Raw genomic sequence first — 13216 nt, 5'->3', positions numbered from 1 at the left:
GCTCATCGGCTGGCTGCTCAGCCTCGTGCTGAACGCGGTCGGTAACGAATGAACGAGAATAAAATGGCAGCGCGCTGGTATATCGTTCACGCCTATTCGAATTACGAAAAGAAGGTCGCCGAGTCGATCGAAGAGAAGGCCCGTCAGAAGGGTCTTGATCATCTTTTTGAGAAAATCCTCGTGCCGACCGAAAAGGTTGTCGAGGTGCGTCGCGGCCGCAAGGTTGACAGCGAGCGCAAGTTCTTTCCAGGTTACGTGCTGGTGCGCGCCAACCTGACGGATGAGGCCTATCACCTCATCAAGAACACGCCGAAGGTGACCGGTTTCCTCGGTTCGGACAGCAAGCCTGTTCCGATTCCCGATTATGAAGCCGAGCGTATCCTCGGTCAGGTTCAGGAAGGTGTCGAGCGTCCGAAGTCTTCGGTTTCGTTCGAGATCGGCGAGCAGGTTCGCGTCTCCGACGGTCCGTTCGCGTCGTTTAACGGCGTGGTTCAGGATGTCGACGAAGAGCGTTCGCGCCTGAAGGTGGAAGTGTCGATTTTCGGCCGCGCTACGCCGGTCGAGCTGGAATACAATCAGGTCGAAAAGGTCTGATTGGCGGGGCGAAGCCCCAAGCGCGTGGAAGGCTAACTGGCTCTTTAAGCCGGGGCAGGGCGCCGCACCACGCAACCGCAGCCGCCGGAGCAATCCGGCTTAAGAGAAGCCGGGTAACCGGTTTGAATTGAAAGGCAGAGAGATATGGCTAAGAAAGTTGCAGGCCAGCTCAAGTTGCAGGTAAAGGCCGGGGCGGCCAATCCGTCCCCGCCGATCGGTCCGGCACTTGGTCAGCGTGGCATTAACATCATGGAATTCTGCAAGGCGTTCAATGCCGCCACGCAGGAAATGGAAAAGGGTATGCCGATCCCGGTCGTCATCACCTATTACCAGGACAAGTCCTTCACCTTCGTCATGAAGCAGCCGCCGATGACCTATTGGCTGAAGAAGGAAGCAAAGATCACCTCTGGTTCCAAGACGCCTGGCAAGGGCGCCAAGGTCGGCTCCATCACCAAGGCTCAGGTCAAGACGATCGCTGAAGCCAAGATGAAGGATCTGAACGCAGCCGACATCGAAGGCGCAATGGCAATGGTTGAGGGCTCTGCCCGCGCCATGGGCCTGGAAGTGGTAGGTTGATCATGGCCAAGGTAGCAAAGCGCATTCAGAAGATCCGCGAAGGCGTGGATCCCAACAAGCTTTACGTTCTCACCGACGCCATTTCGATGGTCAAGGAACGTGCTGTCGCCAAGTTCGACGAAACCGTTGAAGTTTCGATGAACCTCGGCGTTGACCCGCGCCATGCGGACCAGATGGTTCGTGGCGTCGTCAACCTGCCGAACGGCACCGGCCGTGACGTTCGCGTCGCCGTTTTCGCCCGTGGCGCCAAGGCTGATGAAGCCACGGCTGCTGGCGCTGACGTTGTTGGTGCAGAAGAACTGGTTGAAATCGTTCAGGGCGGCAAGATCGACTTCGATCGTTGCATCGCGACCCCGGACATGATGCCGCTCGTCGGCCGTCTCGGCAAGGTACTCGGCCCGCGTGGCATGATGCCGAACCCGAAGGTCGGAACCGTGACCATGGACGTTGCCGGTGCTGTCAAGGCATCCAAGGGCGGCGCTGTCGAATTCCGCGTCGAAAAGGCCGGTATCGTACACGCTGGCGTTGGCAAGGCTTCGTTCGACGCCAAGGCTCTTGAAGAAAACATCAAGGCTTTCGCCGATGCCGTCATCAAGGCAAAGCCGACCGGTGCCAAGGGCAACTACGTCAAGCGCGTCGCGATTTCCTCGACCATGGGTCCGGGCGTCAAGATCGACCCTTCGTCGGTTACGGCTTAATCAATTCTCGCGCTTCCCAAGGGAAGTGTGAATACAAGAATTTCCGGCTCCCAGGAGCCGGAGATTTCCGGGGAAACCCGGAACTCCTGTCCGAGATTGCGGGTGGCCATGTCTTTCGGGGCCTGGCCTTAATCATTCAACCTGCATGAGACGGGTGAGGCTGGATTTGAGGCATCGAAACGATGCCTGACTGTCCGGTTCGAACCTGGTGTGCCTGTGCCTGAAGCCGTTTGCGGCGACAGAGCGGGGGACAGGATCCTCGAGCGTCGCTCGGGATCTTTGTAAAAAGGTCCCTTGGGGCAAAGGCAAACCCGACGGGTTCACATGTTGTGTTCCCGTCTACTGGAGACAGACAGTGGAAAGAGCGGAAAAACGCGAATTCGTCACGGAGCTGAACGAAGTCTTCAAGGCTTCCGGTTCGGTTGTCGTGGCCCACTATGCTGGTGTCACCGTTGCGCAGATGAACGACTTCCGTTCGAAGATGCGCGCTGCCGGAGGCACCGTCAAGGTCGCGAAGAACCGCCTGGCCAAGATCGCTCTTCAGGGCACGGAGTCGGAAGGGATGACAGATCTCTTCAAGGGCCAGACGCTGATTGCATACAGCGTCGACCCGATGATCGCTCCGAAAGTCGTCATGGATTTCGCCAAGACCAACGACAAGGTCGTTGTTCTCGGTGGCGCCATGGGTGCAACCACGCTCAACGCCGAAGCAGTCAAGTCGCTTGCGACCCTGCCTTCGCTGGACGAGCTGCGCGCAAAGCTGCTGGGCCTTCTCAATGCCCCGGCAACTCGCGTCGCTACGGTTGTCGCCGCACCTGCAAGCCAGCTGGCTCGGGTGTTCTCGGCTTACGCCAAGAAGGACGAAGCCGCTTAAGGCGGTTTTTCGCTGTAAATATTCAAACTGGTTCGAACTGAACAAAAGGAACTATCAAAATGGCTGATCTCGCAAAGATCGTTGAAGACCTCTCCACCCTGACCGTTCTGGAAGCTGCAGAACTGTCGAAGCTTCTTGAAGAAAAGTGGGGCGTTTCCGCTGCTGCTCCGGTAGCTGTTGCTGCTGCTGGCGGTGCTGGCGTTGCTGCTGCTGTTGAAGAAGAAAAGACTGAATTCGACGTGATCCTGGTTGACGCTGGCGCCAACAAGATCAACGTCATCAAGGAAGTTCGCGCTATCACGGGCCTCGGCCTGAAGGAAGCTAAGGACCTCGTTGAAGGCGCTCCGAAGCCGGTCAAGGAAGCCGTTTCCAAGGCTGAAGCTGCCGATCTCAAGAAGAAGCTTGAGGACGCAGGCGCCAAGGTTGACGTTAAGTAATCTTGCGATTGCTGGCGGGGAGGGGCTTCAAGCCCCTTTCCGTCGTTATCGTTTTTAAAACTTATTACCCAAAAGCCGCTTGAAAACGGCTTTTGGGTAATGGGTTCTTCAAGAGAATGGTTCCGAACCGGCTCATCTAGGCAATCCGGCCTGATCGATCCGGGATGTGGAACGAGATTGATGATACCCATTGCTTGACGGGGTCGACTGGCCATCGGTTCCCGTCCGTTGCAGGCCCGGATGCAATTTTAAAGGAGCGACGATGGCTCAGACCCTTTCGTTTAACGGTCGTAGGCGCGTACGCAAGTTTTTCGGCAAAATTCCAGAAGTAGCGGAAATGCCGAACCTCATCGAGGTTCAGAAGGCTTCGTATGACCAGTTTCTCATGGTTGACGAGCCCAAGGGTGGCCGTCCCGACGAGGGATTGAATGCCGTATTCAAATCCGTATTCCCGATCACCGATTTCTCGGGCGCATCCATGCTCGAATTCGTATCCTACGAATTCGAAGCCCCGAAGTTCGACGTCGAGGAATGCCGTCAGCGCGATCTGACCTATGCAGCGCCGCTGAAAGTGACGCTGCGCCTCATCGTGTTCGATATCGACGAGGATACAGGCGCGAAGTCCATCAAGGACATCAAGGAACAGTCCGTCTACATGGGCGACATGCCGCTCATGACCAATAACGGCACGTTCATCGTCAACGGCACCGAGCGCGTCATCGTTTCGCAGATGCACCGTTCGCCGGGCGTGTTCTTCGATCACGACAAGGGCAAGAGCCATTCTTCCGGCAAGCTGCTTTTCGCCGCACGCGTGATCCCGTATCGCGGTTCCTGGCTCGACATCGAGTTCGACGCCAAGGACATCGTCTATGCGCGTATCGACCGTCGCCGCAAGCTGCCCGTGACCTCGCTCCTGATGGCGCTTGGCATGGATGGCGAAGAAATCCTGTCGACCTTCTATACCAAGGCTACCTACGAGCGCTCCGGCGACGGCTGGCGTATTCCGTTCCAGCCCGAAGCGCTGAAGAATGCCAAGGTCATCACCGACATGATCGACGCCGATACCGGCGAAGTCGTTGTCGAAGGCGGCAAGAAGCTGACCCCGCGCCTTATCCGTCAGCTGACGGAGAAGGGTCTCAAGGCCCTGAAGGCGACCGACGAAGACCTCTACGGCAACTTCCTCGCCGAAGACATCGTCAACTACTCGACGGGTGAGATCTATCTCGAAGCCGGCGACGAAATCGACGAGAAGACGCTCGGTCTCATTCTTCAGTCCGGCTTTGACGAGATTCCGGTTCTCAACATCGACCACGTCAATGTTGGCGCCTATATCCGCAACACGCTCTCGGCCGACAAGAACCAGAACCGCCAGGAAGCGCTGTTCGACATCTACCGCGTCATGCGCCCGGGTGAACCGCCGACCATGGATTCGGCGGAAGCGATGTTCAACTCGCTGTTCTTCGATGCCGAACGTTACGATCTCTCGGCTGTTGGCCGCGTGAAGATGAACATGCGTCTCGACCTCGACGCGGAAGACACCGTGCGCACGCTGCGCAAGGAAGACATCCTCGCTGTCGTCAAGATGCTGGTCGAACTGCGTGACGGCAAGGGCGAAATCGACGACATCGACAACCTCGGCAACCGCCGTGTTCGTTCTGTCGGCGAGCTGATGGAAAACCAGTATCGTCTGGGCCTTCTGCGCATGGAACGTGCGATCAAGGAACGTATGTCCTCGATCGAAATCGACACCGTGATGCCGCAGGACCTGATCAACGCGAAGCCGGCAGCTGCCGCGGTCCGCGAATTCTTCGGTTCCTCGCAGCTGTCGCAGTTCATGGACCAGGTGAACCCGCTTTCGGAAATCACCCACAAGCGCCGTCTTTCGGCTCTTGGACCGGGTGGTCTGACCCGTGAGCGCGCCGGCTTCGAAGTCCGCGACGTTCACCCGACCCATTATGGCCGTATTTGCCCGATCGAAACGCCGGAAGGCCCGAACATCGGTCTGATCAACTCGCTTGCCACCTTTGCCCGCGTCAACAAGTACGGCTTCATTGAAAGCCCGTACCGCAAGATCATCGACGGCAAGGTGACGACGGACGTGATCTACCTCTCCGCCATGGAAGAGGCCAAGTACTACGTCGCACAGGCCAATGCCGAACTCGATGGCGAAGGCGCCTTCGTTGAAGAGTTCGTTGTTTGCCGTCACTCCGGCGAAGTTATGCTCGCACCGCGCGACAACATCAACCTGATGGACGTTTCGCCGAAGCAGCTCGTTTCGGTCGCGGCGGCTCTCATTCCGTTCCTGGAAAACGACGACGCCAACCGCGCTCTCATGGGCTCGAACATGCAGCGTCAGGCCGTTCCGCTTCTGCGGGCGGAAGCGCCGTTCGTCGGCACCGGTATGGAACCGATCGTCGCTCGCGACTCCGGCGCTGCCATCGCGGCTCGCCGCGGCGGTGTTGTCGACCAGGTGGATGCGACCCGTATTGTTATCCGCGCCACGGAAGACCTCGATGCCGGCAAGTCGGGCGTTGATATCTACCGTCTGCAGAAGTTCCAGCGTTCGAACCAGAACACCTGCGTCAACCAGCGTCCGCTGGTCGCCGTCGGCGATCTGATCTCCAAGGGTGACATCATCGCGGACGGTCCGTCGACCGACCTCGGCGACCTGGCACTCGGCCGCAACGCGCTCGTCGCGTTCATGCCCTGGAACGGCTACAACTACGAAGACTCGATCCTGATGTCGGAGCGTATCGTTTCCGACGACGTGTTCACCTCCATCCACATCGAAGAATTCGAAGTGATGGCGCGTGACACGAAGCTTGGTCCGGAAGAAATCACGCGCGACATTCCGAACGTTTCGGAAGAAGCGCTGAAGAATCTCGACGAAGCCGGTATCGTTTACATCGGTGCGGAAGTTCAGCCGGGCGACATCCTCGTCGGCAAGATCACGCCGAAGGGCGAAAGCCCGATGACGCCGGAAGAAAAGCTTCTGCGCGCCATCTTCGGTGAAAAGGCTTCCGACGTTCGCGACACCTCCATGCGCATGCCTCCCGGCACGTTTGGTACGGTCGTTGAAGTCCGCGTCTTCAACCGTCACGGTGTGGAGAAGGACGAGCGCGCGATGGCCATCGAGCGCGAAGAGATCGAGCGTCTGGCAAAGGACCGCGACGACGAACAGGCAATTCTTGACCGTAACGTCTACGGCCGCCTGATCGACATGCTGCGTGGTCACGTTTCCATCGCCGGTCCGAAGGGCTTCAAGAAGGGCGTCGAGCTTTCCAACGCCGTCGTCTCCGAATATCCCCGCTCGCAGTGGTGGATGTTTGCAGTCGAAGACGAGAAGGCCCAGTCCGAACTGGAAGCGCTTCGCGGCCAGTACGACGAATCCAAGTCGCGCCTTGAACAGCGCTTCATGGACAAGGTCGAGAAGGTCCAGCGCGGCGATGAAATGCCTCCTGGCGTCATGAAGATGGTCAAGGTCTTCGTTGCTGTGAAGCGCAAGATCCAGCCCGGCGACAAGATGGCCGGCCGTCACGGTAACAAGGGCGTCGTCTCGCGTATCGTTCCGGTCGAGGACATGCCGTTCCTCGAAGACGGCACGCATGTCGACATCTGCTTGAACCCGCTCGGCGTGCCCTCGCGCATGAACGTCGGTCAGATCCTCGAAACCCACCTCGCATGGGCATGCGCAGGCATGGGCAAGAAGATCGGCGAGATGCTCGAAGAGTATCGCAAGACGATGGACATCAGCGAGCTTCGCACCGAGCTCACCGAAATCTATGCGAGTGAATCGCATGATGAGGTGCAGCGCTTCGATGACGAATCGCTGGTCAAGCTTGCCGAAGAAGCCAAGCGCGGTGTTTCCATCGCGACCCCGGTCTTCGACGGTGCGCATGAGCCTGACGTTGCCGCGATGCTGAAGAAGGCAGGTCTGCATGAATCCGGTCAGTCCGTTCTTTATGACGGTCGTACCGGTGAGCCGTTCGACCGCAAGGTCACTGTCGGCTACATGTACATGATCAAGCTGAACCACCTTGTCGACGACAAGATCCACGCTCGCTCGATCGGTCCTTACTCGCTCGTTACCCAGCAGCCGCTGGGCGGCAAGGCGCAGTTCGGCGGACAGCGCTTCGGGGAAATGGAAGTCTGGGCTCTGGAAGCATACGGCGCGGCTTACACGCTGCAGGAAATGCTCACCGTCAAGTCGGATGACGTGGCGGGCCGTACCAAGGTCTACGAGGCGATCGTCCGTGGCGACGACACGTTCGAGGCCGGCATTCCGGAGAGCTTCAACGTTCTCGTCAAGGAAATGCGGTCGCTCGGTCTTTCGGTCGAACTGGAAAACTCGAAGATCGAGAACCAGCCCGAAGACCAGCTGCCCGACGCGGCGGAATAAAAATGAGAGAGGCGGGCGCCTTTTGGGCGCCTGCCGGCTCCTGCATCGGCCAGGCCGGTGTGGGACACTTTCGCCGCATTGTGCGGTTAAATCCGTATTTAAAGCTCTGGACGGTGACCCGGGAAGAAGCCGGTCCAGATGCAAACAGGGGCAGCAGCTAGCCTCTCAAGGAGACAAGGCATGAACCAAGAGGTCATGAATCTTTTCAATCCTCAGGTGCCTGCGCAGCATTTCGATTCCATCCGGATTTCGATCGCTTCGCCGGAAAAAATCCTGTCGTGGTCCTACGGCGAGATCAAGAAGCCGGAAACCATCAACTACCGTACGTTCAAGCCGGAACGCGACGGTCTCTTCTGCGCGCGCATCTTCGGACCGATCAAGGACTATGAGTGCCTGTGCGGCAAGTACAAGCGCATGAAGTACAAGGGCATCATCTGCGAAAAGTGCGGCGTCGAAGTCACGCTGTCGCGCGTTCGCCGTGAGCGCATGGGCCATATCGAGCTCGCAGCGCCGGTTGCCCATATCTGGTTCCTGAAGTCGCTTCCCTCGCGTATCTCGACCCTGCTCGACATGACGCTGAAGGATGTCGAGCGCGTTCTCTATTTCGAGAACTACATCGTCACGGAACCCGGCCTCACTTCGCTGAAACAGAACCAGCTTCTGTCCGAAGAAGAGTACATGATTGCCGTCGACGAGTTCGGCGAAGACCAGTTCACCGCCATGATCGGCGCTGAAGCCATCTACGAGATGCTGGCTTCGATGAACCTCGAAAAGATCGCTGGCGACCTGCGTGCCGAACTTGCTGAGACCACGTCTGATCTCAAGCAGAAGAAGCTGATGAAGCGCCTGAAGATCGTCGAGAACTTCATGGAGTCGGGCAACCGTCCTGAATGGATGATCATGAAGGTCGTTCCGGTCATTCCGCCGGACCTGCGTCCGCTGGTTCCGCTGGATGGCGGCCGTTTTGCGACGTCTGACCTTAACGATCTCTATCGTCGCGTCATCAACCGTAACAACCGTCTGAAGCGCCTGATCGAGCTTCGTGCGCCTGGCATCATCATCCGCAACGAAAAGCGTATGTTGCAGGAATCCGTCGATGCGCTGTTCGACAACGGTCGTCGCGGCCGCGTCATCACGGGTGCCAACAAGCGTCCGCTGAAGTCGCTCTCCGACATGCTCAAGGGCAAGCAGGGCCGCTTCCGCCAGAACCTTCTTGGCAAGCGCGTCGACTATTCCGGTCGTTCGGTCATCGTGACCGGTCCGGAACTGAAGCTGCACCAGTGCGGCCTGCCGAAGAAGATGGCGCTCGAACTGTTCAAGCCGTTCATCTACGCCCGCCTCGACGCCAAGGGTTATTCCTCGACCGTCAAGCAGGCCAAGAAGCTGGTTGAAAAGGAAAAGCCCGAAGTTTGGGATATCCTCGACGAGGTCATCCGCGAGCATCCGGTTCTCTTGAACCGCGCACCGACGCTGCACCGTCTGGGTATCCAGGCTTTCGAACCCATGCTGGTCGAAGGCAAGGCCATCCAGCTGCACCCGCTCGTCTGCACGGCCTTCAACGCCGACTTCGACGGTGACCAGATGGCTGTTCACGTTCCGCTCTCGCTGGAAGCCCAGCTGGAAGCGCGCGTGCTGATGATGTCGACCAACAACATCCTGCATCCGGCAAACGGCCACCCGATCATCGTTCCTTCGCAGGACATGGTTCTCGGCCTGTATTACCTGTCGATCATGAACCAGAACGAGCCGGGCGAAGGCATGGCCTTCTCGGATATCGGCGAGTTGCATCACGCGCTTGAAAACAAGGTCGTGACGCTGCATGCCAAGATCCGCGGCCGCTTCAAGACCGTGGATGCCGATGGCAAGCCGGTTTCGAAGATCCATGAAACGACCCCAGGCCGTATGCTCATCGGCGAACTTCTGCCGAAGAACGTCAACGTGCCTTTCGACGTCTGCAACCAGGAAATGACCAAGAAGAACATCTCCAAGATGATCGACACGGTCTACCGTCATTGCGGCCAGAAAGACACGGTCATCTTCTGCGACCGCATCATGCAGCTCGGCTTTGCCCATGCCTGCCGTGCCGGCATTTCGTTCGGCAAGGACGACATGGTCATTCCGGACAGCAAGGTGAAGATCGTCGGTGACACCGAAGCCTTGGTGAAGGAATACGAACAGCAGTATAATGACGGTCTCATCACCCAGGGCGAAAAGTACAACAAGGTTGTCGACGCTTGGGGCAAGGCTACCGAAAAGGTCGCCGAAGAGATGATGGCACGCATCAAGGCTGTCGAGTTCGATCCGGAAACGGGCCGCCAGAAGCCGATGAACTCCATCTACATGATGTCCCACTCGGGCGCCCGCGGTTCTCCGAACCAGATGCGTCAGCTGGGCGGCATGCGCGGCCTGATGGCGAAGCCGTCGGGTGAAATCATCGAGACGCCGATCATCTCGAACTTCAAGGAAGGCCTGACCGTTAACGAGTACTTCAACTCGACCCACGGTGCCCGTAAGGGTCTTGCAGACACCGCCCTGAAGACGGCGAACTCGGGTTACCTTACCCGCCGTCTCGTCGACGTCGCACAGGATTGCATCGTCAACTCCGTGGATTGCGGCACTGACAAGGGCCTCACCATGACCGCCATCGTCGATGCCGGTCAGGTCGTTGCCTCGCTTGGCGCACGTATCCTCGGCCGTACGGCTCTTGATGATATCGATCATCCGGTTTCCGGCGAGAACATCGTCAAGGCCGGCACGCTTATCGATGAGGCCGATGTGGCCGCCATTGAAAAGGCTGGCATCCAGTCCGTCCGCATCCGTTCGGCTCTGACCTGCGAAGTGCAGATCGGTGTCTGCGGCGTCTGCTACGGTCGTGACCTTGCACGCGGTACGCCTGTCAACATGGGCGAAGCCGTTGGCGTCATCGCCGCACAGTCGATCGGTGAACCGGGCACGCAGCTCACCATGCGTACGTTCCACCTTGGTGGTACGGCGAACGTGGTCGACCAGTCGTTCCTCGAAGCGTCGTATGAAGGCACGATCCAGATCAAGAACCGCAACATCCTGCGGAACTCCGAAGGCGTTCTCATCGCCATGGGCCGTAACATGTCCGTTACGATCCTTGATGAGCGCGGCGCGGAACGTTCCTCGCAGCGTGTCGCTTACGGTTCGAAGATCTTCGTGGATGATGGCGACAAGGTTAAGCGTGGTCAGCGTCTTGCAGAGTGGGACCCCTACACCCGTCCGATGATGACGGAAGTGGAAGGTACCGTTCACTTCGAAGACCTCGTCGACGGTCTTTCCGTTCTGGAAGCGACCGACGAATCCACCGGCATCACCAAGCGTCAGGTCATTGACTGGCGTTCGACGCCGCGCGGTTCGGACTTGAAGCCCGCGATCGTCATCAAGGACGCTTCCGGCGCGGTCGCGAAGCTTGCCCGTGGTGGCGAAGCCCGCTTCCAGCTCTCCGTCGACGCCATTCTGTCGGTCGAGCCGGGTTCGAAGGTCTCCCAGGGTGACGTGCTTGCACGTTCGCCGCTGGAAAGCGCCAAGACGAAGGACATCACCGGTGGTCTGCCGCGCGTTGCCGAACTGTTCGAAGCCCGTCGTCCGAAGGATCACGCCATCATCGCCGAGATCGATGGTACGATCCGCCTCGGCCGCGACTACAAGAACAAGCGTCGCGTGATGATCGAGCCTGCGGAAGATGGCGTCGAGCCGGTCGAATACCTGATCCCGAAGGGCAAGCCCTTCCATCTTCAGGAAGGCGACTACATCGAGAAGGGCGAGTACATTCTCGACGGCAACCCGGCACCGCACGACATTCTGGCGATCAAGGGCGTGGAGGCTCTGGCTTCCTACCTCGTGAACGAAATTCAGGAAGTCTACCGTCTGCAGGGCGTTGTGATCAACGACAAGCACATCGAAGTGATCGTTCGCCAGATGCTGCAGAAGGTTGAAATCACCGATGCCGGCGATAGCCAGTACATCGTTGGTGACAACGTCGATCGCATCGAGCTCGACGACAACAACGACCGCCTGATCGAAGAAGGCAAGAAGCCTGCCTATGGCGAGCCGGTTCTGCTCGGCATCACCAAGGCTTCGCTGCAGACGCCGTCCTTCATCTCGGCCGCATCGTTCCAGGAAACCACCAAGGTTCTCACGGAAGCTGCGATTGCTGGCAAGACGGACACGCTGCAGGGCCTCAAGGAAAACGTCATCGTCGGCCGCCTCATCCCGGCTGGTACTGGCGGCACCATGACGCAGATCCGCCGCATCGCCACCTCGCGCGACGACCTCATCCTCGAGGAACGCCGCAAGGGTACGGGTGCAGGTTCTGCGAACCAGATGCTGCAGGACATGACGGATCAGGTTCCGGCTGCGGAATAAGGTCAGGGCAGGGGCTTTACGAAGCCCCGCCGAAGTTCAGTAACGAAAACGCCCGGAGTGATCCGGGCGTTTTTTTGTTTGGCGGGTGGGAGAGCTGATCTGATCTTTCAGATCATCAGTGCCGGCGTGTTCTCAGCCCTGTCCGCCGATGGTGTAGCGCGTCAGAACGGAAAGGCGGCGGACGAGATCGGTCTGGCCGGTACTGCCGGTTTTGGCATAGATCGACTTGGCGTTGCTGCGCACCGTTTCATGAGAGATGCGCAATTGCTTTGCCACGGCGGGAAGGGAAAGCCCCTTCATGATTTCCAGCGCAACACGGGCTTCGCCCTTGGTGAGGTCATAAAGCCCCTTCAGCAGCGGCGTGGCGTCGAAGACCGTGTCTGAGGGCTGGGATATCAATACGATGGCCGAGCCGTTCGGGGAAAGGTCCAGCGCGTCCTTTCGTAGCGGTATGACGTGCAGTATGCATGCCCTGTCTTCGGTCGGCAGGGGGAAGGAACCGACGCTATGTCCTGCAAGTGCACTGTAAAGCAGCCGGTTGACCCTTTCATCGGAAATCAGAATCCTGTCACGGGCGCGTGTGGAGATACATTTCTGAAGTGAAAGAAACAGGTCATTGGCGGAGAGAATGCGTCCGCTTGCCTGAAGCACCGCCGCCGGCGCGCCGACGGCGTTGAGGCCAAGCGTCATCGCATCGGCTTTCTGACGCTGCAGCCGGGTCGCCAGCGTGAGACTGCGAGCGATATGCGGTCTCAGTCCGCCGAGCGCCGCCATCGTCTCCGGTCCGATGATACCGCTGTCGAGCTTGCGTTCAAAAATCACCGTCATTTCTGGATGATCGGGTGGAGCGACCTGGGTCGCCACACCATATCCGAGTCCGCGCGGCATCAGGAAGTCACGCACGATCGGCAGCCCGGCCCATTCATCGTGGGTGAAAACATCGAAATCATGCACAAAGGAAAACTGTCCCTCGCGGACGGCGCGGGTGAGCCGGTCATTGCGATGATTCCAGCCGCCCTCCATGAAGGCCTGCATCAGTTCCTGGAAATTCGGCGTGAAGAGCCAGGCCTCTTCCTCGCCCTTGCCCCAGGTGAGCGCCCCGCCCCAGAAATCCAGCCGGTGGCCGATTGCGGCTATGACCTTTGCCCAACGGTTGGGGAAGAGTGCCGCTTCATAGATGTCATCAAGGATGTCTGCCGACGATATATTATTCAACCCGCCACCGAAATATTGCGCCGGGACCACTTTA

General features: G+C 58.6%; 8 protein-coding genes. 7 read left to right on the top strand and 1 reads right to left on the bottom strand.

From position 1 onward, the window contains the following. The first annotated feature begins 63 nt into the window (after positions 1 to 63). The 7 genes from nusG to rpoC all read left to right on the top strand — a co-directional run bounded on the left by nusG (position 64) and on the right by rpoC (position 11967). Entirely contained in the window at positions 64 to 594 is a 531-nt protein-coding gene (gene nusG, locus AGR13A_RS09535) for a transcription termination/antitermination protein NusG (RefSeq protein WP_080834954.1), read from the top strand. A gap of 144 nt (positions 595 to 738) precedes the next feature. Next, positions 739 to 1170 carry a 50S ribosomal protein L11 gene (gene rplK, locus AGR13A_RS09530; RefSeq protein ID WP_003523723.1) on the top strand — a complete coding sequence of 144 codons (432 nt, stop codon included), beginning with the start codon at positions 739 to 741 and terminating at the stop codon, positions 1168 to 1170. A gap of 2 nt (positions 1171 to 1172) precedes the next feature. Next, positions 1173 to 1868: a 50S ribosomal protein L1 gene (rplA, locus tag AGR13A_RS09525; RefSeq protein ID WP_003523724.1), complete on the top strand. Its 696-nt coding sequence runs from the start codon at positions 1173 to 1175 to the stop codon at positions 1866 to 1868. Between the two features lie 355 nt (positions 1869 to 2223). Next, on the top strand, positions 2224 to 2742 hold the full coding sequence (rplJ, locus tag AGR13A_RS09520) for a 50S ribosomal protein L10 (RefSeq protein WP_003523725.1): 519 nt from the start codon (positions 2224 to 2226) through the stop codon (positions 2740 to 2742). Between the two features lie 59 nt (positions 2743 to 2801). Further along, positions 2802 to 3179, top strand: coding sequence for a 50S ribosomal protein L7/L12 (gene rplL / locus AGR13A_RS09515; protein ID WP_035224052.1), 378 nt, complete (start codon positions 2802 to 2804; stop codon positions 3177 to 3179). A 262-nt stretch (positions 3180 to 3441) separates the two neighbouring features. Beyond that, positions 3442 to 7578 carry a DNA-directed RNA polymerase subunit beta gene (gene rpoB, locus AGR13A_RS09510; protein ID WP_035224053.1) on the top strand — a complete coding sequence of 1379 codons (4137 nt, stop codon included), beginning with the start codon at positions 3442 to 3444 and terminating at the stop codon, positions 7576 to 7578. A 180-nt stretch (positions 7579 to 7758) separates the two neighbouring features. Then, positions 7759 to 11967 (top strand): DNA-directed RNA polymerase subunit beta', encoded by a 4209-nt coding sequence (rpoC, locus tag AGR13A_RS09505; RefSeq protein ID WP_035224054.1) that lies wholly within the window; start codon positions 7759 to 7761, stop codon positions 11965 to 11967. 132 nt (positions 11968 to 12099) lie between these two features. Here rpoC and AGR13A_RS09500 read toward each other — a convergent pair whose 3' ends face one another. Then, positions 12100 to 13182 carry a helix-turn-helix transcriptional regulator gene (locus AGR13A_RS09500; RefSeq protein WP_080836720.1) on the bottom strand — a complete coding sequence of 361 codons (1083 nt, stop codon included), beginning with the start codon at positions 13180 to 13182 and terminating at the stop codon, positions 12100 to 12102. Positions 13183 to 13216 lie beyond the last annotated feature (34 nt).

The sequence above is a fragment of the Agrobacterium genomosp. 13 str. CFBP 6927 genome (assembly GCA_900012615.1).
Classification (GTDB): domain Bacteria; phylum Pseudomonadota; class Alphaproteobacteria; order Rhizobiales; family Rhizobiaceae; genus Agrobacterium.
The sequence above is the reverse complement of the archived record's forward strand: the minus strand, read 5'-3'. Positions and strand labels throughout refer to the sequence as shown.